The organism is Desulfosediminicola flagellatus, from assembly GCF_005116655.2.
Taxonomy (GTDB): Bacteria; Desulfobacterota; Desulfobulbia; order Desulfobulbales; family Desulfocapsaceae; genus Desulfopila; species Desulfopila flagellata.
In genome coordinates, this window is record NZ_CP050698.1 from 5,924,494 (window position 1) to 5,949,332 (window position 24,839).

21 protein-coding genes and 2 tRNA genes are annotated in these 24,839 nt (G+C 40.6%); 11 read left to right on the forward strand and 12 right to left on the reverse strand.

Annotated elements, in window-relative coordinates; genetic code table 11:
* Nucleotides 1-122 precede the first annotated feature (122 nt).
* Both FCL46_RS24590 and nadB read right to left on the reverse strand, forming a co-directional pair.
* Nucleotides 123-566 (reverse strand): glycine zipper domain-containing protein, encoded by a 444-nt coding sequence (locus FCL46_RS24590; RefSeq protein WP_136809133.1) that lies wholly within the window; start codon nt 564-566, stop codon nt 123-125.
* Between the two features lie 960 nt (nt 567-1,526).
* The gene (nadB, locus tag FCL46_RS24595) at nt 1,527-3,170 is read right to left on the reverse strand and encodes an L-aspartate oxidase (protein WP_136809134.1); all 1,644 of its coding nucleotides are present in this window, start codon (nt 3,168-3,170) and stop codon (nt 1,527-1,529) included.
* Between the two features lie 220 nt (nt 3,171-3,390).
* On the opposite strand from nadB, the gene FCL46_RS24600 reads away from it, so the two are divergent.
* The 3 genes from FCL46_RS24600 to FCL46_RS24610 all read left to right on the forward strand — a co-directional run bounded on the left by FCL46_RS24600 (nt 3,391) and on the right by FCL46_RS24610 (nt 5,642).
* The gene (locus tag FCL46_RS24600; RefSeq protein ID WP_136809135.1) at nt 3,391-4,167 is read left to right on the forward strand and encodes a ParA family protein; all 777 of its coding nucleotides are present in this window, start codon (nt 3,391-3,393) and stop codon (nt 4,165-4,167) included.
* Between the two features lie 2 nt (nt 4,168-4,169).
* Entirely contained in the window at nt 4,170-5,045 is an 876-nt protein-coding gene (locus FCL46_RS24605; RefSeq protein WP_136809136.1) for a ParB/RepB/Spo0J family partition protein, read from the forward strand.
* A gap of 138 nt (nt 5,046-5,183) precedes the next feature.
* Nucleotides 5,184-5,642, forward strand: a complete 459-nt coding sequence (locus FCL46_RS24610; RefSeq protein ID WP_136809137.1) for an SH3 domain-containing protein — start codon at nt 5,184-5,186, stop codon at nt 5,640-5,642.
* Between the two features lie 232 nt (nt 5,643-5,874).
* On the opposite strand, the gene FCL46_RS24615 is transcribed toward FCL46_RS24610, so the two are convergent.
* Both FCL46_RS24615 and FCL46_RS24620 read right to left on the reverse strand, forming a co-directional pair.
* A tRNA-Ser gene (locus tag FCL46_RS24615) sits at nt 5,875-5,966 on the reverse strand.
* A gap of 12 nt (nt 5,967-5,978) precedes the next feature.
* Nucleotides 5,979-6,064, reverse strand: a tRNA-Ser gene (locus FCL46_RS24620).
* A 173-nt stretch (nt 6,065-6,237) separates the two neighbouring features.
* Between FCL46_RS24620 and FCL46_RS24625 the strand changes: the two genes are divergently transcribed.
* The 3 genes from FCL46_RS24625 to FCL46_RS24635 are packed head-to-tail and all read left to right on the forward strand — an operon-like array spanning nt 6,238 to nt 9,036.
* Nucleotides 6,238-7,794, forward strand: a complete 1,557-nt coding sequence (locus FCL46_RS24625; RefSeq protein WP_136809138.1) for a sigma-54 interaction domain-containing protein — start codon at nt 6,238-6,240, stop codon at nt 7,792-7,794.
* A gap of 3 nt (nt 7,795-7,797) precedes the next feature.
* Nucleotides 7,798-8,352: an epoxyqueuosine reductase QueH gene (locus FCL46_RS24630; RefSeq protein ID WP_136809139.1), complete on the forward strand. Its 555-nt coding sequence runs from the start codon at nt 7,798-7,800 to the stop codon at nt 8,350-8,352.
* Nucleotides 8,353-8,364: 12 nt separating this feature from the next.
* On the forward strand, nt 8,365-9,036 hold the full coding sequence (locus tag FCL46_RS24635; RefSeq protein WP_136809140.1) for an XTP/dITP diphosphatase: 672 nt from the start codon (nt 8,365-8,367) through the stop codon (nt 9,034-9,036).
* A 23-nt stretch (nt 9,037-9,059) separates the two neighbouring features.
* Here FCL46_RS24635 and FCL46_RS24640 read toward each other — a convergent pair whose 3' ends face one another.
* The 4 genes from FCL46_RS24640 to dnaN form a co-directional block, all read right to left on the reverse strand.
* Nucleotides 9,060-10,091, reverse strand: a complete 1,032-nt coding sequence (locus tag FCL46_RS24640; protein WP_420811296.1) for an NAD(P)H-dependent glycerol-3-phosphate dehydrogenase — start codon at nt 10,089-10,091, stop codon at nt 9,060-9,062.
* The gene (gyrA, locus tag FCL46_RS24645) at nt 10,066-12,552 is read right to left on the reverse strand and encodes a DNA gyrase subunit A (protein WP_136809141.1); all 2,487 of its coding nucleotides are present in this window, start codon (nt 12,550-12,552) and stop codon (nt 10,066-10,068) included. The genes FCL46_RS24640 and gyrA overlap by 26 nt, the downstream gene beginning before the upstream one ends.
* 131 nt (nt 12,553-12,683) lie before the next feature.
* On the reverse strand, nt 12,684-15,098 hold the full coding sequence (gene gyrB, locus FCL46_RS24650; RefSeq protein WP_136809142.1) for a DNA topoisomerase (ATP-hydrolyzing) subunit B: 2,415 nt from the start codon (nt 15,096-15,098) through the stop codon (nt 12,684-12,686).
* A 55-nt stretch (nt 15,099-15,153) separates the two neighbouring features.
* On the reverse strand, nt 15,154-16,284 hold the full coding sequence (gene dnaN, locus FCL46_RS24655) for a DNA polymerase III subunit beta (RefSeq protein WP_136809143.1): 1,131 nt from the start codon (nt 16,282-16,284) through the stop codon (nt 15,154-15,156).
* 1,249 nt (nt 16,285-17,533) lie between these two features.
* Between dnaN and FCL46_RS24660 the strand changes: the two genes are divergently transcribed.
* The gene (locus FCL46_RS24660; protein WP_167505986.1) at nt 17,534-18,544 is read left to right on the forward strand and encodes a serine hydrolase domain-containing protein; all 1,011 of its coding nucleotides are present in this window, start codon (nt 17,534-17,536) and stop codon (nt 18,542-18,544) included.
* A gap of 76 nt (nt 18,545-18,620) precedes the next feature.
* On the opposite strand, the gene FCL46_RS24665 is transcribed toward FCL46_RS24660, so the two are convergent.
* From FCL46_RS24665 to FCL46_RS24680, 4 genes are all read right to left on the reverse strand, one after another.
* Nucleotides 18,621-18,794, reverse strand: coding sequence for a hypothetical protein (locus FCL46_RS24665; protein ID WP_167505987.1), 174 nt, complete (start codon nt 18,792-18,794; stop codon nt 18,621-18,623).
* 21 nt (nt 18,795-18,815) lie between these two features.
* Nucleotides 18,816-19,118: a hypothetical protein gene (locus FCL46_RS24670; protein ID WP_136809145.1), complete on the reverse strand. Its 303-nt coding sequence runs from the start codon at nt 19,116-19,118 to the stop codon at nt 18,816-18,818.
* Between the two features lie 14 nt (nt 19,119-19,132).
* Nucleotides 19,133-19,447: a peroxiredoxin gene (locus FCL46_RS24675; protein WP_136809146.1), complete on the reverse strand. Its 315-nt coding sequence runs from the start codon at nt 19,445-19,447 to the stop codon at nt 19,133-19,135.
* Nucleotides 19,448-19,565: 118 nt separating this feature from the next.
* Complete coding sequence (locus tag FCL46_RS24680) at nt 19,566-19,823, reverse strand: sulfurtransferase TusA family protein (RefSeq protein WP_136809147.1); 258 nt, start codon at nt 19,821-19,823, stop codon at nt 19,566-19,568.
* A gap of 321 nt (nt 19,824-20,144) precedes the next feature.
* On the opposite strand from FCL46_RS24680, the gene FCL46_RS24685 reads away from it, so the two are divergent.
* The 4 genes from FCL46_RS24685 to gatA all read left to right on the forward strand — a co-directional run bounded on the left by FCL46_RS24685 (nt 20,145) and on the right by gatA (nt 24,797).
* Nucleotides 20,145-21,389 (forward strand): YeeE/YedE thiosulfate transporter family protein, encoded by a 1,245-nt coding sequence (locus FCL46_RS24685; protein WP_136809148.1) that lies wholly within the window; start codon nt 20,145-20,147, stop codon nt 21,387-21,389.
* Nucleotides 21,390-21,819: 430 nt separating this feature from the next.
* Nucleotides 21,820-22,932, forward strand: coding sequence for an HD domain-containing phosphohydrolase (locus tag FCL46_RS24690; protein ID WP_136809149.1), 1,113 nt, complete (start codon nt 21,820-21,822; stop codon nt 22,930-22,932).
* 37 nt (nt 22,933-22,969) lie between these two features.
* Nucleotides 22,970-23,254: an Asp-tRNA(Asn)/Glu-tRNA(Gln) amidotransferase subunit GatC gene (gatC, locus tag FCL46_RS24695; RefSeq protein ID WP_136809150.1), complete on the forward strand. Its 285-nt coding sequence runs from the start codon at nt 22,970-22,972 to the stop codon at nt 23,252-23,254.
* An 85-nt stretch (nt 23,255-23,339) separates the two neighbouring features.
* On the forward strand, nt 23,340-24,797 hold the full coding sequence (gene gatA / locus FCL46_RS24700) for an Asp-tRNA(Asn)/Glu-tRNA(Gln) amidotransferase subunit GatA (protein ID WP_136809151.1): 1,458 nt from the start codon (nt 23,340-23,342) through the stop codon (nt 24,795-24,797).
* The last annotated feature ends 42 nt before the right edge of the window (nt 24,798-24,839 follow it).

A 24,839-nucleotide genomic window follows, 5' to 3' on the forward strand; every position in this document is an offset into this window, starting at 1 on the left:
AACACTATTCGATCTTTCATTACACTTTGACTGGTTATGTGCATATGTTGCAAACATGTTGATTGTTAGAACTTTACAATTCTATAAAAATGTTGCTCCATCGTTTTCTTAACACAATATCATTACTGTAGGACCCATTGGCCATTATAATCCCTGCATGCCGTGGTATACGTAGTTTGGCGCTTTCCATCGATCATAGCTTCTATTGCAGCCTCCCTGCATGGTCCTGAGGCTCCACCTGATGCTGGGCGAGGTGTAACGCTATAGGAGTTTCCATTATCGGGATTTCTCCAGCTAGAGGTCTGGCCAGAAACACCTCTCTCATATACATGGTTAAGTTGTCTCCTGTCATACTTATCCATTTCATTACCTACCATGTAGCCAACGACAGTACCAACCAATGCACCTATTAAGGTGGCTTCTGTATTATGTCCAATAGCTTGACCAGCGATAGCACCACCTGCTGCTCCTATTGCAGCCCCAGATTGACCTTGATTCCAATTGTGACCACATGAAACTAGCGTTAGTGAACTACAGAGCAAAAGTACCCATATACCCATCTTCATCAGATGACCTCCAAATATTATGCTTTGACATCTTTTAGCTTATCGACGTACACCAACACCTTAAATTCTATGCATTCCACATAACCCTTGTCAATCATTCTATTGTGGAGATTTACTTAAGAGTTCTTCACGTTTTAAATCGCGTTTGAAAACTTATACTCGTTGAATGCTCGTATACTATTGACCAGGCCATCGAGCTGATTTTCAGTGATTGCTGATATTCAGACGTTTATCTCATCAAAAACCAGCAAAACATATGGGTAATATTACATTATCACATCACGTGAATTTCGTAGAATTGATATAATTTTTTTAATGAATAGGGTCATGTCACGTGACAGATGTCGTAATAATGTGAATTTTTTTTCTTCCTGCAAGACATGACTGTTGGAGCATAGCAGTGCTATGTAACTAAAGGAGTAACGACGTCAGGAAATGAATAGGGCTAGCAGAATTAGACATCTGAGGCATAACAGGACACTAGAGGATTTAAAATGGATATTTGTGAAGTCTATGCTATTGAGCCAAATTAGAGGATGTAATTTTATAATGAACAATGGATGTGTTAAATATTTTCAAATATTACCCATACTCTATTAATTATGATATCAAGGTACTCCACTATAGACCTATCAACCAACCTGTTTCCTTCTTTCCATAACCACTATCAATATGGGTATTATTTGATGTGAATCTGGTTATACAAAATAAATTTAAAATAATCCTGATGAAAGAAGTGACGTATTTATTACGAGTTTATTTTCGATAATCTCATATAACTTTTCAAAAGTCCCTACAATCACTCTGCTTGTCGATATAGTAGCCCATGAATAATGGACTACTTCAAAAAGTATATGATACGTAAATGTGTAACTTGCCACTATGATGAGATAGGGTGTTTCACGTGAAACACCCTATCTATGAAAAGAAAGGAATTACGAGATGGGCTCTGCAGGATTACTAATCTATTATTTTTTGCTCACAAAGTTCTGATTGCCATGGATACTCACTCTCATCCTTAACCCGAGTGACAATGTTCCAATACAGACCATTACTCTCCTCACTAACACTATCCTTCACATAGTGTAATCCCCTTGAACTTTTCCGTAGCTGTGCAGCCTGTATAATCAACTGAGCAACAATGGCAATATTGCGCAGTTCTATAAGATTAGCAGTGACATGGAAGTCATTGTAATGTTGTTCTATTTCCTTGACCATATCAGATACTCGTTGAGCAGCAAGACCGAGTCTGCGACTACTTCTGACGATTCCAACATAATTCCACATAATACGTCGCAATTGGTCCCAATTGTGGTTAATCAGAATTTCTTCATCCAAGTCTATAGCCTTATCGGTCTTCCAATCGTCTGCAGGAATAAAAGGTTGATTTGAAACAGCAGGCCACTGCTTTTCAATATATGCAAACGCTCTTTCTGCATAGACAACAGCTTCGAGTAGTGAATTACTCGCCAGTCTATTTCCACCATGCAATCCAGTACACGCTGTTTCACCAAGAGCAAAAAGCCGATCAATGGAACTTTTTCCATGTAAGTCAGTTAATACTCCGCCACAAAGATAATGGGCTGCTGGTACTACCGGAATGGGTTTTTCTGAAATATCAATTCCTAGTTCCTGACATTTTCCATAGATATTTGGGAATCTTTTACTTAAGAACGCCTTATCCTTATGAGATATGTCTAGAAATACACAATCTGCACCAGTTTCTTTCATCTCTTGGTCGATAGCACGAGCAACTTTATCTCGAGTAGCCAGTTCCATCATTTCAGGTTCATATTTAGCCATGAAGCGCTCACCTTTAGAATTAATAAGATAAGCCCCCTCGCCTCTTACTGCTTCAGATATCAAAAAATTCTTAGCATCATGGTGATACAGACATGTTGGGTGAAATTGGATAAATTCCATGTTGGCAATTTTAGCACCTGCTCTAAACGCCATTGCAACGCCATCACCTGAAGCAATATCAGGATTACTCGTGTAGAGATACACCTTCCCTACACCACCAGTGCAGAGAATTGTATATTTAGCTAAATAGGTTTCAATTCCATATTCATCAAGAACGTATGCTCCCACACATTTTGAAGCAGTGTTTTTGTTATCAGATTTATCCATCAAGAGATCAATACACTTTCGATTTTCAATAATTTGAATATTATCGATTGATTTAGCCTTTTCTAACAGTGCTCGCTCTATTTCTTTTCCAGTTAAATCATACGCGTGAGCGACTCTTCTTCTAGAATGTCCACCTTCTTTACCGAGGGAAAGATTGTCTTTATTATCGCTGCTACGAATAAAGCCGACCCCTATATCAACCAAGTCCTTTACTCTCGAAGGTCCTTCCTCGACGACCATTTTCACAACTTCCTTATCACATAATCCATCTCCCGATTTGAGAGTGTCTTCTATATGTAATTTGAAATCATCGTCTTCTGAAAGTACTGCAGCGATTCCACCCTGAGCAAGATTTGTAGCACAATCAATCTCCTGCTTTTTAGTTATAATTATTACCGTACCTAAGGATGCTGCTCGTATAGCAAATGACAGCCCTGCAATGCCGCTACCAACAACAAGAAAATCACATTTCATGAGAGGCCTCGATATGATGTTTCACGTGAAACACGCTAACAAATTTGATAATCAATTTTTGGTGTAAAAAGATATCTTGGTTTAATGCTTTTTCAGTAAAAATGCACAAAAAATAGCTGTTTGTTAGGCATTTTGTTGAAAAAAGTTGTTCTTATATGGAGATTAGTATAAACATTCGACTTATGTTCTTATTTTTCTATTCGAGGAGAGGTGAGTTGGAATGAAGAAAGCATGCAAGACAATTGCGGTTGCCAATCAGAAAGGTGGAGTAGGAAAGACAACTTCGTCAATAAATTTGGCCGCAGCTTTAGCGCAAAAAAAGAAAAAAGTATTGCTGATAGATTCTGATCCACAGGGTAACGCATCTAGTGGTGTAGGAGTAAATTCAAGATCACTTTCATCTAACCTGTATAGCGCATATATAGGTGCTTGCTCAATTGAAGATGCTGTTATTCCGACATATATAAAGAATCTCGAATTACTTCCCTCGAACATAAACCTTGTTGCAGCAGAACTTGAGCTTGTCAATAAACGAGCACGGGAACGTACTTTAAAGAATAGTATCGAGAAAATTTCTGAAAAGTACGATTACATCCTCATCGACTGCCCCCCCTCTTTAGGACTACTAACCGTTAATGCATTAACTGCCTCAGATTCTGTATTAATACCGATGCAATGTGAGTATTTTGCAATGGAAGGTTTAGCTCAACTCGTCAGCACAATTCGATCTGTTAAAAAATCGTATAACAGTTCTTTGTACATCGAAGGTCTTCTGCTCACAATGTTTGATAAACGAAATAAGTTAACCCATCAGGTTGCAGAAGAGATTACAAAACACTTTGCTAAACAACTTTTTAAAACTGTTATACCAAGAAATGTACGCTTAAGTGAGTGCCCAAGTCATGGGCAATCTGTACTTGATTATGATGGAAGATCAACAGGTGCGAAAGCGTATGTTCAACTTGCTAAAGAATTTCTTAAAAATCAGAGGAAATAGCCGTGGGAAAAACAACTGGTTTAGGTCAAGGAGTAGGTCTCCTTTTTGGTGATGAAGAAGAAGACAAATATTTCGAATGTGACATTGAAAAAATATCTCCCAACAAATACCAGCCACGTGTTTATTTTGACGAATCAAGTTTAAAAGAACTATCTGATTCGATACGTGAAAATGGTATTATTCAGCCATTAATAGTAACGGTTGGTGAAGGTCAGGGTACCTACGAATTGGTCGCTGGAGAACGTCGATTAAGAGCATCTAAAATTGCAGGTCTAAAAAAGGTGCCCGTTGTAGTTATGGATGTGGACAGTGAGGACACGTTACTAGAACTCGCTCTTATCGAAAATATCCAGCGTACAGACCTCAATCCTATTGAAGAAGCAGAAGCGTACCATAAACTCATTCAAAAATTTGGCTACACCCAGGAAGAAACCGCAAAAAGAGTCGGGAAAAAAAGATCAACAATTTCTAACATGCTGAGATTATTAAACCTTCCTGACTTCGTCAAGCAGGATTTGGTTGAAGGTCAACTCTCAGAAGGTCATGCAAGGGCACTCCTGAGGCTTTCGGATGATCTTGGCACAATGAAAGAAGTTCGTGATCTTATTATTAAGAATTCGCTATCAGTACGACAAACAGAGCGAATGGTACGTAAAGCTACCTCATCGACCCAAAGTAACAAAAGCTCGTCCCCAGCAAAAGATCGTCATGAGATGCCTGAGACCTACTGTAAATCCCTTATTAATCAATTAACAAACAAGCTTTCTTCAAAAGTTTACATAAACCAGGCAGGCAGTAGAGGTAAGCTCGAAATTGAATATTACTCTGTAGACGATCTGGAAAGGTTGATTTCTGTGATAATGAGTGAAGAATCTTAAAGATCGACTTTTAAATTGCCATTAGTATCGATTTCAGCCAACTCATCCCGGCAGTTGACTGAAACACAATTCATCACCTGCAAGATACTATACTCCTAATAACCAGTGAAAGTTGTCGGGCAAATTCAGGAAATCTCGATGAGTATCAGAATTTTTTCGCTTTTCTTTCTAGTTTTTATATCTAGTGTAAGTCTGTGTTCCGCACAAATGATGAGTGTTAATGGTGAAAATGTAAACCTTAGATCTGGTCCTGGAACAAAGTACTCTGTAAAATGGGAATATGGGCAAGGCTTCCCTCTCAATGTTCTAGAGAGAAAATCAGGTTGGGCAAAAGTTTCAGACTTTGAAAAAGATACTGGATGGATTCATGATTCTCTTCTCTCAAAGAAAAAATATGTCATCGTTAAGGTTCACAGAGCTAACAAGAAAAAAATTAACATACGAAGCGGCCCTGGTACCTCAAATGACGTTGTTGGACAGGCTTTCTATGGCGTTGTTTTTGAAAGGTTAGAAAAAAAGTCAGGGTGGTTAAAAGTGAGGCATGAAACAGGTCTTGTTGGCTGGATAAAGCAAACCCTGCTCTGGGGAAGTAACTAGTAAAAAAAGTCTCTCTTCCTTTCACATAAAGGTACTACATACCAACCATTGTTTTAAAGCTTTTACAGTGCCACTGAATTGTCTATTAAAGTTTTTTAAGAGATGCAGCTGTGTATGGGCCTGGTTGTTACTATGAACATTGGTTAACTGAGCTGTAAAATATATCCACAACCACAAAACAAACAAAAGAAAAAAGCCTGATGTCAACGAGTGACATCAGGCTTTTTCTATATGGCGGAGAGAGAGGGATTCGAACCCTCGGTGGAGTATGACCCCCACACTCGCTTAGCAGGCGAGCACCATCGGCCTCTCGGTCATCTCTCCTGATACGTTTATTGGCGGAGGAAGTAGGATTCGAACCCACGGTACTTTCGTACAACGGTTTTCAAGACCGCCGCCTTCAACCACTCGGCCATTCCTCCATGGAGAGACCTTATACTAAGTGCTAAGATGAATGTCAACAATCTGTGTAAACTAAAAATAAACTATTTAAAATTTAGTCACAATTTTGTAATATTGTTTCTACATTCTTTTCAATTTGGGAAATTTTATAAAAATAGTATATCCCAATCATCCTTTGGATACTACAAATATTATGGCCAATGACAGTCTTCAGATAGAGAAACAACTTCAGGATCTTACATCACTTTATGAGATTACCAAGCAACTCGCATCCTCAATGGAACTGCGTGATTGTCTCGAAAAAACCATGCGGCTTCTTTCAGAAATGCGTCAAATGGAAAATGGTACTGTTTCTATTATCAACCCTCTCACAGGAAAACTTGAGATTGAGGTTGCCTATGGAATTACTGCTGAAGGGAGAAAACGTGGAAAATACAAGATAGGTGAAGGCATTACCGGAAGAGTCGTCGCAACAGGCGAACCAATAATCGTCCCTCATATAGCTGAAGAACCGTTGTTTTTAAACAGAACACGTTCACGTGGAGATATAAAAGAACAGAATAGATCGTTTTTATGTGTACCTATAAAAGACAGTAACCAGATAATTGGAGCGCTGAGTATAGATAGAATCTATGAGGAAGGAATCTCTGAACAGGCAAACACAGATCTTCAATTTCTTACGGTACTCAGTGGATTGATTGCCCAGACTTCCATGCGGATTCAGACTGTCAATAAAGAGAAAGAGGAACTTCACACAGAAAACCTCAAACTTAAAAGAGAACTTTCTAAGAAAAACAGGATTAATGACATAGTTGGCAATTCCAGCAAAATGCAGGATGTCTACGAAATGGTTCACAGGGTTGTTAATTCAAATGCAACTGTCTTATTACGAGGAGAGTCAGGTACAGGTAAGACTCTTGTAGCAAAAGCTCTGCACTACAACGGAAAACGTGCAGATAAGCCTTTTGTGGTGGTTAATTGTTCAGCACTTCCAGAGACTCTCCTTGAAAGTGAGCTGTTCGGACACGAAAAAGGTGCTTTTACAGGCGCTAATGAGCGCAAAATTGGACGATTTGAGCAAGCTGAGGGTGGTACACTCTTTCTTGATGAAATTGGCGAAATAAGCAACTCTGTGCAGGTAAAACTCCTTCATGTCGTGCAGGAAAGGACATTTCAAAGACTGGGTTCAACACAATTGATAGAATGTGATGTGCGTCTTGTAGCCGCAACTAACAGAGATCTGGAAAAAGCGGTAAGGGAATCATCTTTTAGAGAAGACCTCTATTACAGGCTCAATGTTTTCCCGGTTTACATGCCACCTTTGAGAGAGAGACGTACTGATATTCTTCTTATTGCTGAATTCTTCCTTGAAAAATTTTCGAATGATAACAATAAAAAAATTCGAAGAATTTCAACATCAGCTATTGATATGCTGGTTCAGTATCACTGGCCTGGAAATGTCAGAGAACTGCAGAACTGCATGGAGCGTGCTGTTCTTATCTGTGACGAAGACACTATAAAAGGAATTCACCTCCCCCCTACCCTTCAGACTTCAGACCAGAGAACGGGTGAAAATCCATTATCACTCACATCGGCGGTTGAAAACTTTGAGAAGGAACTTATTATTGACGGGCTGAAAAAGAATAATGGTAACCAGACTAAAACTGCGAAATATCTTGATACCAGTCTGCGCATCATTAATTACAAGATTCACCAGTACAATATAGATCCTAAAAAATATAAAATATAATTCGTGAAAATTCTTCTCCATACCTGCTGCGGGCCCTGTTCAATTTATCCTATTGAAGAGTTGAGTAAAGAATATGCAGTATCTGCCTATTTTTTTAACCCAAATATTCACCCTTTTCAGGAGTTTAAACGTCGTAAAAACAGTCTCAGAGAGTACTGCGAGAAAAACCGAATCCCCATAATAGACCTGGGCAGCTACGGCATGAAGGAGTTCTTACGAAAAGTAGTATTCCATGAAAATACCAGGTGCAATGTGTGTTATTCGTGGCGCATGGAAGAAACCGCAAAACGAGCAGCTGAAGATGGCTTTGAAGCGTTTACGACAACCCTACTTTACAGTCGCTACCAGAATCACGACAAACTCCGCCAATGTGGGACAGAACTTGCTGAAAAATATGGTATTAGCTTTATTTACAAGGATTTTCGTGAAGGTTGGCAATACGGTATAGACAAATCTATAGAACTTGGTATGTACAGACAACCATACTGTGGATGTATATATAGTGAGCAGGAGCGTTATGATAAACTTCTGCGAAAAAAGAACAACACTACCAAATAGAAGGAACTTAGCATGGTTTCTATGATCGTACTGGCAACACGCAATAAGAATAAAGTTAAAGAATTTCAGGAAATCCTAAAAGATACCGACCTTGAACTCAAATCACTTGACGATTTTGGTCCCATTCCTGAAGCGATTGAAGATGGTCAGACTTTTGATGATAATGCCTACAAGAAAGCTATTCATACCGCTAAAATTTTAGGAATACCTGCTATAGCTGATGATTCAGGGCTGGTTGTTGATGCCTTAAATGGTGAACCTGGAGTCTTCTCTGCCAGATATGCAGGCCCGGATGCAACTGATGCAGACAACTGTGAGAAACTCCTTGATCAGCTCAATGGCAAAGAAAACAGATCTGCTCACTTTATGTGCGTAATATCTATTGCTGTGCCTTCAGGTCCTGCTCTTACGTATGAAGGACGATGTGATGGCGTTATTTTAAAAGAAAAACGAGGAGAAAGCGGCTTCGGATATGACCCGCTTTTTTACTTTGAGGATTTTGGAAAGACATTTGCAGAAGCCACGATGGCTGAAAAAAATGTCGTCAGCCATCGTGGAAAAGCACTTCAGGAAGTTAAAAAAGAGATCCCGCAAATAGTTAAATGGCTTGAACAGCGTCTGTTTGAAGAAAAACCACCGCATCCAGACCACGACCAGTTCAATGATAATGATTGGTCAAAGTAACATCGCAAAATATACGGATCTGTTTATTCGACCTTCAATTCTCGATTAAGCAGATCCCGTACTGCATCCGAACAGTTTTTATGCTCATAAATGATTGCATAAACCTGTTCCAGTATAGGCATCTCTACGCCAATCTTCCGAGCCAATTCATAACCGGATCGTGTTGTTTTTACACCTTCAGCGACCATATTCATTTCACCGATAATATCGTCGAGTTTACGCCCCTGTCCAAGCTTTAATCCTACGGTTCTGTTACGACTGAGATCACCAGTACAGGTAAGCAGCAGATCACCAAGACCGCTAAGTCCTGAAAATGTTGATGGTTCAGCATGTAAAGCAACTCCAAGGCGTGTAATTTCAGCTAACCCTCGAGTTATCAGAGCGGCACGGGTGTTTAAACCATACCCCAAACCATCACATATTCCTGCAGCGACGGCGACGATATTTTTGAGTGCTGCACTTATCTCAAGACCAATGACATCAGTACTTGCATAAACTCGAAAAGTATCCGTACCAAAGCACTCCTGGAGTAATTTGGCAATATTCAGATCCCTGCATCCAATAGTGATTGCAGTCGGATGATGCTGAGCCACCTCTTTAGCAAATGAGGGACCCGAAAGTACTGCTGTATGAATAGTATGCTTAATTCCAAGGGAATTATGAACATCCTCCATAACCTGATTCATGGTCATGAGGGTTCCATTTTCAATTCCTTTAACAGCGGAGACTACACATGATTCAGGTGGCAACAACGGTGCCACCTGTTCATACACCGCTCTATATCCGTGAGATGGGACGACCATGCAGATAATCTGACATCCTCCAACAGCTTCGTTTAGGTCAGCTGTTGGACGAATATTGTCATCAAATGGAAATCCGGCAAGGTATGCTGAGTTTTCTCTTTCTTCCTGTAGCTTCTTAATATGTGACGGATTATGTCCCCACAGCGGTACAGAAAAGCCTTTTGACGCTAAAACCATAGCCAGGGCCGTCCCCCATGAACCGGCCCCAATTACAGCTATTTTCTGATTATTCTTCACCATCGGATTCTTCATCTTCATCTGTGGAGTTATCCTTGGCTACAGAATCCATACCTACGACTTTCTCTTCATCATCAAGATTGATGAGACGAACACCCTGTGTGGTACGGCCAATAACACGGACTGTACTGAGATCCATACGAATCATTTTACCGCGATCAGAGATGAGAATAATCTCAACCTCGTCATCAACCTGAGTTGCTACAATGACATCCCCGTTTCTTTCACTTTGTTTAATACCGAAAATGCCTTTACCACCACGCTTCTGGATTCGATATTCTCCGATCGGACTTCGTTTACCATATCCATTTTCTGTAACAACAAGAATGGAGTCATCAGAGGATACAACGATAGCACTTACCACTGTATCTGCTTCGCGCAATCTCATACCGGTTACACCGGCAGCAGTTCGACCCATTGTCCTAATATCAGACTCATGGAAATGAATAGAGAGTCCCTGTCTGGTCATCATCAGGATTGTGTCATCACCACCGAGAATGTGTGCAGCTATAATTTCATCACCTTCTCTAATTGTAAGTGCACGTTTTCCTTTGCGTAATGGTCTCCTGAATTCCTGGAGGCTGGTCTTCTTGATCCTACCGAATTTTGTAACCATCATGATGGTCTTTTCCATGTTTTCATCATCAAATGATGAAACAGGCAGGATAGCAGCAACCTTCTCACCTTCAGCCAGGTGAAGCAGATTGACTATTGCTTTACCACGCGCAGTTCTACCGGCCATTGGCAACTGGTAAACCTTACGCCAGAAAACTTTTCCGTAATTTGTAAAAAACAGGAAGGTATCAAGTGTTGAAGCAACATAGAGACTTGATACGAAATCTTCCTCTATATTTTTAACGCCTTTAACCCCTTTTCCGCCTCTGTGTTGAGATCTGTATAAGGTTGCAGGATTACGCTTAATATATCCTGAATGGGTAACAGTGACGACCATGTCTTCAGGAGCTATCAGATCTTCTGGAAGAAACTCGTCTACAGCCTCAATAATCTCTGTTCTTCGATCATCACCGTAGGTTTCACGGATTTCGAGGAATTCATCCTTGATGATTTTAGTTATCAGATTTTCATCAGCAAGAATCTCTTTTAATCGTGTTATATCTTTAAGAATAGCCTCATATTCTGCGGCTATTTTCTCACGCTCAAGACCGGTGAGACGCTGCAGTCGCATATCAAGTATTGTCTGAGCCTGAATATCACTCAAACTATACCTGGCAATCAGTTCTTCTTTAGCTTCCTGCGGATTTCTTGAGGCCTTAATCAGAGCAACAACATCATCAAGGTTATTTATCGCAATATTAAGACCTTCAAGGATATGTGCCTTTTCTTCAGCCTTACGCAGTTCAAAAGCTGTCCTTCGATAAACAATGACCTTACGATGAGAAATAAAATGCTCGAGTATCTGCTTTATATTCAGCACTTCAGGCTTGTTATTAACAATTGCTAAAAAGTTGATACCAAACGACTTCTGCATCGGTGTCATCTTATACAATTGATTAATTACAACATCGGCATTCTCATCTTTTTTCAGTTCTATAACAACACGAAGCCCTTGTCTATCGGACTCGTCTCGTACTTCTGAAATAGACTCAATCCGTTTATCTTTCACAAGAAGAGCAATTTTTTCAACAAGATGTGCCTTGTTTTGCTGATAAGGTACCTCTGTTATAATAATTGCTTCACGCTTACCACCCTTTGACTTCTCTACGTGCGTGAGCGCGCGCATGGTAATAACTCCCCTGCCCGTCTCATATGCTTCGCGAATACCTGCACGTCCACAAATAAGAGCTCCTGTAGGAAAGTCAGGCCCGGTAATGATAGACATCAATTCATGAACCGTAACATTAGGATCATCAATCATTCCTATCAACCCGTCTATAACCTCCGTAAGGTTGTGCGGTGGAATATTGGTAGCCATACCTACAGCAATACCTGATGAACCATTTACCAGCAGGTTAGGTATTTTTGACGGCATAACCGATGGTTCATTAAGGGAGTTGTCGTAGTTTGGAACAAAATCGACAGTTTCCTTATCAAGATCAGTAACAATTTCACGGTCAATTTTGGTCATACGCGCTTCAGTATAACGCATCGCTGCCGCAGAATCGCCATCAAGAGAACCGAAGTTACCCTGTCCGTCCACAAGTGGGTAACGCATGGAAAAATCCTGAGCCATACGTACAATCGTATCGTATGCAGCAGTATCACCATGAGGATGATACTTACCGATGACGTCACCGACAATACGCGCGGATTTGACATATGGCCTATTGAAGAAAACACCGAGTTCACGCATGGCAAACAGTGCTCTTCTATGAACAGGCTTCAATCCGTCACGAACATCAGGAAGCGCGCGACCTACGATTACACTCATGGCATAATCGAGATACGATTTCTGCAATTCTTTTTCTACAGATATCGTTGGAAATATTTCTTTTACATTATCATTTTCAGTAGTCATAACTATATGTAATACAGAGTATTATGTGACCCATAGGCCGGATAAGTAAACCAGATTATAGCCCAGCTTTGCTGGATAAGTCCCTTTGCCAGGTTGTTCACACGATGAACATGCAAACAATCTGTAAGGTCTTAAATATCGAGATCAGTAACCTCGAGTGCATGATTCTGAATAAACTCTCTTCTCGGCTCCACCTTATCACCCATCAGCGTGGTAAAGATGTCATCAGCCTGTTCCGCGTCATTAATCGTTACCTGTACAAGTGTACGGTTTTCCGGGTTCATTGTAGTCTCCCAGAGCTGATCAGGGTTCATCTCACCAAGACCCTTGTATCTCTGCAGATGACTTCCCTTAAATGATTCGTCACGAACAGATTGAACCATCTCATTCCAGTCGCCAACTTCACGTGAAGTTTCCTGTCCCGACTTAGCAATTGTGGTAAGAGTGAAAGTACTTTTCAGATATGGCTGTATTTCCTTAAAAATACTGAGTGCTGTCCTATACTCGTTAATAAGTGGAATTTGCGGTCCAAGTGTCATCATTATCTGCACTTTTCCACGTATTGCGATATCCGCTTCATAACAGTCAGGACGCCATCTACAGGATCGTACGTTGCCTATAACAAGTTTATCAGCATGCAATTTCCCAATGAGTTCCTTTACAAACTCCTCATTTGCAAATTGATCTGCTGAACGAATATTGTTTTCAAGCATGAAATAGAGCATTTCTTCCCAGATATTCATGCGATGCATGTACGCAACAATACGCTGGTAAATAGAGAGTTTCTCCATAAGAGAAACCATATCACTACCTTGAATAACAACAGGTTCTTCACCATTGATAGTTACGCGTACCTTCTCACTCGCCTCGGTGAAAAGGTGAGCGTTAAGCTCGGAATCTTCAAGGAAGTATTTCTCTTTTTTTCCTCTTCCCAGCCTGTAGAGAGGTGGTTTTCCTATGTAAATAAATCCACCCTGAACAAGCGGCAACATCTGACGATAAAAGAAGGTAAGGAGCAGGGTACGAATATGAGCACCATCGACGTCAGCATCTGTCATAATAATAACTTTATGATAGCGCAGCTTATCAACATCAAATTCGTCTTTGCCTATTCCACAGCCAAGTGCAGCGATGAGCTGTTTTATCTCTTCACTGTTAAGGATTTTATCGAATCTGGCTTTTTCCACGTTCATGATCTTACCACGAAGTGGAAGAATAGCCTGGATAGAACGATCTCTACCCTGCTTTGCAGAACCACCGGCAGAGTCACCCTCCACGATGAATATCTCTCTTTTTGCTGGATCCTTTTCCTGGCATTCAGCAAGCTTGCCAGCCATCAACAAAGATGTTGAACCTTTCTTTCTCGAAAGATCACGGGCTCGCTTAGCTGCTTCCCTTGCCCGTGCAGCTTCAACAACTTTTCCGAGAATACGTTTTGCGATATGTGGATTCTGCTCAAGAAACTGGGTAAGTTTTTCAGTACAGACAGACTCAACAATTGACTTAACTTCTGAGTTACCAAGCTTGGTTTTAGTCTGTCCTTCAAACTGTGGATCTGGAACATGTACTGAGATTACACACGTAAGTCCTTCCCTGACATCCTCTCCCCCCATTTTCTCTCTGAGGTTTTTCGGGATGATATCATCACTTGCATAACGGTTAATGCATTTTGTCAGTGAAGAACGGAAACCGGCAACATGGCTACCGCCTTCTCGTGTATTAATATTATTCACAAAACTGAAAAGTCTTTCTGAATAGCCGTCGTAATACTGGAATGCTATCTCAACCTCGACCTGATCCTTCTCACCTGTAATCAAGATAGGTTCCTGGAATACAGGTGTCCTGTTTCTGTTAAGATAATTGACGTAAGATAAGAGACCACCAGTGGCATGGAATTTATCTTCCTCGCCGCTACGTTCATCTTTTAAATGAATTTTAATATCTTTGTTAAGAAAAGAAAGCTCACGAATTCTGGTCTTTACGGTTTCGTAATTATAAACCGTAGTCTCCTGAAATATACCTGAATCAGGCTGAAAGGTTATGGTCGATCCTGTTTTTTCGCTGGTGCCTATTTCTTCAAGTTCTGAGGTTTTATCGCCATAAGCATATGTCTGCCTATATATTTTACCGTTTCTCCTTACAGTCGCGATTGCTTCAGAAGAGAGAGCATTCACAACAGAAACACCAACACCATGCAAACCACCTGAAACCTTGTATGTCGAATGATCAAATTTACCACCAGCATGCAAGGTGGTCATTACAAGTTCAAGAGCTGATATGTTCTCAGTGGGATGCATATCTACAGGAATACCACGCCCATCATCCTCAACTGTTACAGAGTTATTCTCATGGATGGTTATACGTATTCTGCTGCAGTAACCCGCAAGAGCTTCATCGATACTGTTATCAACAACCTCCCAGATGAGATGATGTAATCCTACTTCAGAGGTACTACCAATATACATCGCTGGTCGTTTTCTAACAGCTTCAAGGCCGTCAAGTACCTTAATCTGCTCGGCACCATAGTCGTTTTTTTCTTCTGTCACGCTCTATCCTTCTATATAAAATTCAAATAATGAAACAGTTGATTCAGAAAAATTCCTATAACTGCATAGGCATTATGATACTTGTAAAGCCTTTATCCTCAACAGATTTAATAAGACATGGGCTGTTGTTTGAATTGATGTAGGCATCTATTGTTTCACACTCCATAACCTGCAGTGTCTCAAGGAAATATCTACAGTTAAAACCTAGAGTCAGCGGATCGCCGTCATATTCGATAGATTGAACATCCTTCGCATTCCCCAGATCAGCGTTCTGAGAGGTAAGTGTCATCTTATCGTTGTCTATCTGCAGCTGAATTGTATGAAAGATATCCTCAGTGAAAAGGTTAATGCGTTTCAAGGATTCGAGAAAGGGGATCCTGTCAATCTTTGCACAGTTTTCAAGTTGTACGGCATTAATGATAGCCTGATACTGCGGGAAGTCACCATGCTTGAGTCTGATGATCATTACAGCTTCACCATCTCGCAAAACCAACTGTTTTTCTTCAAAAGAAATTTCTATGCTGTCACGGGATTCACAGAATTTTTTCCACTCCTGAATACCTTTTTTAGGTATCAGCGTAACATCATTTAACCGAAGTTGGCTAATATCTGCTGCCACATCTTTTTCCATAATGGAAAGTCTATGGCCGTCTGAAGATATCATTTTGAGGAATGCTCCATCATCTCTCTGTTCTTTTTCAAAGAGTACTGAAGTCAGTGAATAGATATTTTCCTGATCATTGGCAATGGAGAATATGACCTTGTCGATGAGATCAAGGAATACATGCGACTCAAAAGAAACAAAGCTATCATCTTCGTATTCAGGAAATTCAGGAAACTCGTCGTTAGCCATACCTGCGAGATTGTATGTACTGTGGCCGGCAGTGATAACAACCCAACTGTTTTCAGTCTCTTCAATGGTAATTGTGTCAGAACCTGATTCTCTGACAATCTCGAATATTTTTTTAGAGGGCAGGGTAAGACTACCGGCATCCTTGATGTCGGCAGGAACAAACAGCCGTAAACCAACTTCAAGATCTGTGCCGGTAAGTACCAGGCCACTATCCTTTACCTCTATGAGGACGTTGGAAAGAATGGCAAGCGTGCCTTTCTTGTTGGTTATGTTTTGCAGGCTGTTCAGGCCATCTAAAAGATCATTTTTAGCAACTGTACAGTGAAGCGGCATATGGGACTCCTTTTTTGGCGAATCCTGATGTTATTTATTTCCGGTACTCTTGACGGGGATAACACACAGATAAAAGCTATAAGCTTCTGATTTAATGAGTATTTACAGATCCATTCAGCGTGATGACAACCTTTTTAGAAAAGTGTTTTTTGAGTTATCAGCAGACTTTCAGGCTTTTGATAAATTGAGACAGTGTAATAAAGCCGGTTATTTCACCTTTTACTTTGCTGGAAAACAGGTAAATCAAGGCAAAAAATAAATCGATAAAACAAATAGATAAAATAAATTTTACCAACACAATAATCTAGTAAAAACAGGTGAAAAATACAATAAAATAATCAGTTCAGGCCTTCTTAAAATGAAAAAAAAAGCCCCTCTTTGATAGGTTGGTCACATTTTTTGCATATCTTTTCATTTACCAAGAATCTTTCGATGCACATAAAAACGGCATAACATACTGGTTTTTTAATATTTTTATAAATCAAATAACACGAGAGCTTTCAAACTGCTCACGTTACAACATGATTGTCTATTTTTTACTGAGTAGTCAAAGTTGATCTAAAATGACCATCAGAGAGCCTCAATAGTGTCATTTTTTCAGATTTGGTAGATCTACATACCTATACTCATCTTTTTATGAATCGACTTGAAAAGACCGTTTTTTGTTGTTTTCTTTTAATGAGGTTGTGTCTGAGAAAAATTTTTCCAAATCTGACTCCTGATTCATTCTTTTTAAGAAAAGAACAAAAAGAGTTTTTCTATTGATGTTCAGTAAGGAGGAGCCTTCAGGATTCCCTTTATTTTATTATAAAGAAACTATTATTTTTATTAGAACGGTGGATATGTTTAAAGAACACCTAATCTATTGATAACAATGGTAATTATATGAACATTGTTATGTATGGAAACTCTACCCGTTTTGTGGATAACGCGTTTTCCACAGAGTTATCCACAATGATTCAATACGTTTTCCACAAAACGGTGTTAAAAAGATGTTGATAACTTTCTTGATGATTGTTGATAACTTTTGCATATACGCAATGTAGTGGCATAAATCGAACCAGCTATAACGGTGTAAAAAACGTTTTTTTAGGGTCTGCAAGGGGATAAAAATGGAAAAAAGTGAGGAATGGCCAGAGAAAACATGAAAAGTTATAAGGAAAAAATGATCAGAGAAGGCCTGGATAATCTTTTATCAACATTCTCAGCAACTCAGGTACCAGCAGGTATTAGTCTTGCTGGATCTATAATGAAAATGGGTGTTTCAGAGCGTTTTAGCTACAATTCAGGCCACACAGAACTGATTAATCAGAATATCCCGGTTTCAGCGGAAACATTCTTTGATCTTGCTTCATTAACCAAACCGCTTGTTACAGCCTTGTCGTTGTATATTCTAATGGAGAGTGGAAAAGTCTCATTACCCACGACATTGAAGGACCTTTTCCACCCAAAGGTTATTCCTGTAAATAAACAATCAATTCAAATATATCACCTTCTCTCTCACTGCTCAGGATTGGCTGCGCATAAAAATTATTACGTTAAAGCACTTGGACTCTTACCTGAGAAACGAAAGGAGTATATTATCAGTGCAATCCTCTCTGATAATTTGCAATACAGAACCAGTTCTGACCACTTATATAGTGACCTGGGTTACATCCTTCTTGGATATATTATAGAGACAATAACAGGGGATCAACTTGATAGGTTTTTTGCAGATAACATCTCGAAACCCTTAGGACTTGCTGATTCACTTCTCTTTAAATTTAAAGAACTACAGGCAGGTATGGCGAGTTGTGCTATGACAGAGGTATGTGCCTGGACTAACACCTGGCTCGAAGGAAAAGTACATGATGATAACTGCAGAGTTATGGGTGGAGTAGCTGGGCACGCAGGGCTTTTCGGGACGTCGCATGGAGTTTTAAGGGTATGTGAAGCTCTCATTGACGTGTGGCAGGGAAATGATGGGTTACTTCCCATTAAACAGCGTTCTTTGATGACATTTCTAGAAAAGATAGAGGGTTCGACCTGGAGGTGTGGTTTTGATACTCCTACCACGTTGTATTCAAGCAGTGGTAGGTTATTTGGTAAAAATAGTATAGGTCATTTAGGTTACACAGGTACATCTTTTTGGATAGATCTGGATAGAGGGATTAGTATAGTACTGCTGACAAACAGGGTGCATCCTACGAGACAAAATGAATTTATTAAAAGGCTTAGGCCTCTTATTCACAATATAGTTATGGAAAAACTGATAAGCTGAAGAGTGGAAAAAGAAATGAAGTCCTTTCGGGTAATGAATTACCCGAAAGGACTTGTGAAGGACGTGTATGAGTGGTTTACCACCAGGAGATGGTCTGGTCCGCCTCAAAAATCATATCTACCAGTTTGTCATAGTCCGGAGAGTCAGCATAAAGATCAAAGCTTTCAGCCTCTCTGTCACGGGTAACAATTTCTACCAGTTTTTGTATAGTCTCATCAGGTTCAGATTTATACACATTGAGAATCTTCATTAGCGTATCCTTTAAAGAATATTATTTAATTCCGTAAGGAATGATGTGGGTCATCTCACGAAGCTTTTCACCGAGCTCTTCAATTGTGATGCCGGTAAGATCGCTTTTTTCGACATTTGCTGGAACAGTTGTGAGGATATCGCCTTCCATATCACGTAACATCTCTATGGTTTCTTTGGCATACTCATCCATTGCAGGAAGTTCCGTATCCATTACTACGCCATACGCGTACATATTCTCAACAGCAAGACCCAGTGCTGAGCGAATGCCGTCTGTAGCATAGTCCTCATGTCTGAACATCAAACATACTTTTTTGTATTCCATGATCCAGGATCTCCTTACAGACTGAGATAGCAGTCAAAATCTTCGATGATTATGCCGTGCTGTGCTTGGGTAGCCATTTTTTGGGGAGTCAGTCCAGCAGGGACATCGTCAACGCTATATCCTTGCTTTTGATAACTGTCTACGCAGATGGATACATCGTCGGCGATTTCACATAATTCTGCAAATGCAGGATCTTTTGATAGGTTGGTAGCTTTCCATGTGAAAAATATTTTAATATTTGCTCCTTTCGACTTTGCTGCTTTGGTGATGCCCATAAGATGCGGCATACACGCTTCAGTCGTGACAAATATTCCTAAACTTTTTGCCATGATTATCTCCTGTTGAGGATAAGGCGGGAAATTTCAGTGTAGCGGTAAATATTTAGATATACGAGGAGATTACCTGTTCAATAAAAAAAATATTCCTTACTGAACAGGTAGGTTGTGATTATCCCTTCTTGATAAAAAAGGATATGTAACCTGTTTCTTCTTTCTCTCCCAGGTACTCATGACCTGCGCGATCACACCAGCCAGGGATATCATTTCGAGAACCTGGATCGGTACCGTCAATCTGCAGAATCTCGCCTGTTGCGAGTTTACCAATCTCTTTTTTGGTGCGTAAAAGAGGCATTGGACAACTTAATCCTTTTGCATCGAGAACGGCGTTTGCGGTTATTCCTTCATCAGCTTTTTTAGAATCACTCATATGGACCTCCTGACAATTACTGGTTCGTTTTATACTACAGGGTAGTATGTTAGGACATTAGGTTCTTGTACGATAGATAACTTTGATTGAATGACAAAGCTATACTGTGAAGAAAAAAATCTGTCAAGAAGTAAAAAAAACAGCATAATTGGCTAATTTTTATGCTAAAATGGTTATTTTTGTACGACATTGTGGAGGTTGTTGCGCAAATGAATGACTATTCATATTTGTGGTTCTTGACAAATAAAAAGTTGAGTTGTAAAGGAGTAGATATTTTGCCATGAGCAGGACACCTTTAAGATATGTGTTAGGAGGGAAATAATGAGTGAAGAATCTGTATTAGCAAGCAAGGCGAAAGGGCTATATAAGTTGTTTTGCCAAACTGAATGGAATCCTACGGTAACTGGTGTAGTGGTTGCATTTCTTTCGGTAATGATAATGGCCTGGTGGAGACCCTGGGGTGCTGTTGGAGCTTTACGCAGCTGGGGTGACTGGATAATGTACGGAATAAGTTCAGTTGTGGGTTCCGAAGCTGGAATTCTTGCTCTGTACGATGAAGCACCTCGTTCAGTGTTAGTTAACTCCGGTTCAGTAATTGGTATTGGTTTTATTGTAGGTGCATTTATTTCAGCATGTGTTGGAAAAGAATTTGCTCTCAGGGTTCCGCCTTACAGAGAAATGGTGAAAGCTGTCATTGCCGGTATCCTCATGGGGATTGGAGCATCACTGGCAGGCGGATGTAATGTCGGTGGTTTTTATAATGCTATTGGCAATCTTTCAGCGAACGGATTTTCAATGATGCTTGGTCTTGTGTTTGGCGTGGTGCTCGGACTTAAGCTCCTCTATGTGGAAATGGAACATATAAGCTGGGGTGACGGTGGAGCTAAAACCATTTCATTGCCATCACCAGTAGTGTCCGTATTTGCTTTGCTCGGAATTGCAGGCCTGGTGGCTGGTGCATATGGCTATGCAGGCTTTGAAGATGATGAATACATCTCATCTCTTAGCGGAATTCTGTTGTTAGCAGCAGCTCTTGGATATACTATGCAGCGTGGACGCTGGTGTATGGTTCAGGGATTTCGTGAGCCGCATATGACCGGTGATTGCACTATGGCAAAATCTGTCATGCTCTCGATAGTCATTGTTGCAATAGGTGCAGCTGTTCTGAAGTATGCCGTACCTATGAGGGCTGAGGGAGAGGCAGTTCTTGCACCAATGAATTATGTCCGTGGAACCTTTGGCTGGGGAAGTATCGTTGGTGGTTTTCTTTTCGGCCTGGGAGCTATGTTTGCAGGTGGTTGTGGATCAGGAACATTATGGCGTGTAGGTGAAGGACAGGTCAAACTGATGATGGTTGTTCCTTTCTTCGCTGTGTCGACTTCAATGATGACAGCCTGGTTCAGGGATAATGATTTTGAGGCTGATGGTGTTCTTGGTTCCTACGTGTATCTTCCTGATGTCTTAGGATATGGTCCGACACTAACCCTGATAGCTGGCAGTATGATTATCTGGTATCTGGCGGTGAGCTGGAACGAGGATACCAATAAACTTATTGTTCCTATGTGATCTTGGATAGGCATAACAATTATTAATCGCAATCTCCACTGGATGGAGATTGCGATTTTTTTTTGATTTGGATAGACGAGACTCCTGCCAAATATTTTAAGTAGAAATGTTACCAATAAACAATATAGTTGTACTTAGAAGGTTCTAAATTTTTATACTTCTTTTGAAGTCATAGTCTGTTCTCACGCTGCTCTGCGGTGAGGACAAATGATTACCCTCTTATTATCCAATTTTCATAAATTAACGATATTAAACGAAAAAAAACATTAAACAAGTACGCGCATATTTTAAAAAAATTATAGGAATTTGCTGAGAATGCATTCCCGGGTAGAGATCAGGTTGATTTAGCCAGGGAGGGACGTTGCAAAAAAATATAGGAGACTGTAATCTTATACATTGTTAATATGCATTTTTTCCCGGAGAAATTTACTTGAGAAAAACGCAGTCAAAAATCCTCATAGCTGATGATGATACGATGGTTCGCTCAACCGTTTCCAAGATACTGGAAATGTTCGGGCATGCCGTCTATGCCGTCGAAGATGGTCGAGATGTATTAGAAATCATTGATGAAACATTTGACGTAATCATTCTCGATATAAACATGCCGGATATGGATGGTTTTCAAACCATTACAGCGTTAAATGCGTTGGATCTGGATATCCCGGTGCTGTTCCTGACAGGCGCAGGATCGATGGATTATGTCGTAAAGGCCATAAATCTTGGAGCATATGATTTTTTGACAAAGCCTATTGAAGATCTGGACATTTTTAATGTCAAGATCCGCAGGGCCATAGAAAAAAGAATGTATGTCCTGCAGGAAAGACGCTATAAAGCCGAACTTGAAGATGACATACGACTTAAGGCAAAAGAGCTTGAAGAGAAAAATAAACTTCTCCTCAGTTATAGTCGGAGTCTTGAGAACGCGACAGTTCAGTTGATGTCCAGTCTACAGAATGCCATGGAGGAGAAGGACTTCTATACGGCCGGACACACCATGCGTGTAACAGAATATGCTGCTATGCTTGGCAGGGCCATGGGGTTTCCTGAAGAGGAATTGAAAATACTGAGTAGGGCAGCTCAGTTCCATGATATAGGGAAATTGGTTATCGATCTTTCCTGCATACAGAAACCAGGGAAGCTTACTGACGAAGAGTGGGTACTTATTAAGAAGCATCCGAGCGTCGGAGCAAATATAATTGGACCCCTGGGTTTCATGGAAAAAGAGCAGTTTATTATTCGTCATCATCACGAGCGAGTAGACGGAAAAGGGTATCCCGATGGCTTGAACGGAGATGATCTTGATTCGCTCACTAAAATCCTTATTGTTGTCGATAGTTACGACGCTATGACGTCAAAAAGGAACTATCGGCGGAATTTAAGTATGGAAGTGGCAATTGAAGAGTTGTTTGCCTGTAGCGGAACACAGTTTGACTTAGAGACTGTAGAGTGTTTTTCTAAGAATATTGTTAATTTTACCCCAGATAAAAGTGTTTTCTCCAGTGAATATATTGATGGAGTCTACGCAGCCAAAAACAAGAAGTAGAGTTACTACTACAAGCTGAAAAGGTACGGCAGGAATTATGAAAATTACGAGGGAAGAGGTTTTGCATGTGGCTCATCTGGCCCGGCTGAACCTGAATGAGGACGAGCTTGTCAAGATGACTGAGCAGCTGGATAACATCCTCTCTTATGTCGATAAACTTTCAGAGCTCAACACTGAGAATGTGGAACCTACAACTCACGCGCATAAATCGGTAAATGCCTTTCGTGAGGATGTTGTTCTTGAATCGTTGAGTCGCGAAGATTCACTAGCTAATGCGCCGGAAGATAATGGTGAGATGTTCACTGTACCGCGAATAATCTGAGTTTATTGCGTAAAAACGGTAAAAGCTAAAAAGAATTCCTACTGTTAAACCAGGCTATTAATGCCTGTTTTTTTTTGAGGTTTGTATGCAGCCCTATGAACTTACCATGGTACAGGCCATGGAAAAACTTGATGCAGGTGAACTTTCCTCCGTTGAATTGACACAAAGCTGTCTAAAGAGGATTGGAGAGGTTGAAAAAGACCTGAAGTCGTTTGTCACTATTGATGCTGATTCGGCTATTAGACAGGCGGAAAATGCCGATAAAATGCGTCGGGGAGGAGCTGACGGCAGCCTTCTCGGAATTCCTTTGGGGATCAAGGATTTACTTTGTACCAAAGGGATACGGACTACGTGTGGATCTAAGATTCTTGAGAATTTCGTACCGCCTTATGACGCTGCTGTTGTAGAAAATATAAAAAATGCAGGCGGAGTTATTCTTGGCAAACTCACCATGGATGAGTTCGCAATGGGTTCAACCTCCGAGACATGTAAATTTGGAGTACCGCAAAACCCATGGAAAGAGGGCTATGTTGCCGGTGGATCATCCGGTGGTTCTGCATCCTCAGTGGCATCTGGTGAATGTCTTGGTTCACTTGGTTCAGATACAGGTGGATCTATTCGTCAGCCAGCTTCTCTTTGTGGTATTGTCGGATTAAAACCGACCTATGGTCGTGTATCCAGATATGGTCTGGTTGCCTTCGCTTCCTCTCTGGATCAGGTTGGTCCACTTTCCCGTGATGTTGCCGATTCAGCGCTGATGATGAATGTTATCAGCGGTCATGACAAGCGTGACTCCACATCCATGAAGATGGAAACTCCTGATTTTTCCAAATCTCTGGTTGAAGGTGTCAAGGGGTTGCGAGTCGGTGTTCCTGAAGAGTACTTTGGTGAAGGGCTGGATCCTGAAGTTCGCCGCATTGTTGAAAACGGTATAAAAATCTTAAAAGATGGTGGTGCTGAGATTGTCAATCTCTCTCTGCCGCACACGGATTATTGCGTTGCGGTTTATTATCTCATTGCACCGGCAGAGGCCAGCTCAAACCTTGCACGCTATGATGGTGTTGCCTATGGATTGAGAGATCAAAAAGCGGAATCTCTTCTTGAAATGTACAAAGAGACGCGATCTGCAGGTTTTGGTGCAGAGGTGAAGCGAAGAATCCTGATAGGAACCTATGCCCTATCATCCGGGTACTATGACGCCTATTACAAAAAAGCATCTCAGGTCAGAACCCTGATTCTTAATGATTTCAACAGGGCGTTTGAGAGTTGTGATGTCATTATCTCTCCCGTAACGCCTACCCCTGCATGGAAGATCGGTGAAAATGTCGATGATCCGCTCTCTATGTATCTTTCAGACATTCTCACGCTTTCTGCAAACCTGGCAGGGATTCCGGGGATGTCGGTTCCCGGAGGTTTTAGTGATAAGGGACTGCCTGTGGGGATTCAACTGCAGGGTGCACACTTTCGAGAAGATGTACTGTTGAAAACTGCTTATAATATCGAAAAAGCTCTGGGGATGGGATCACAGATTGCCTCTCGCTAGCACAATACAAAGAAGTATTTAAATATGAATGACACATATTGG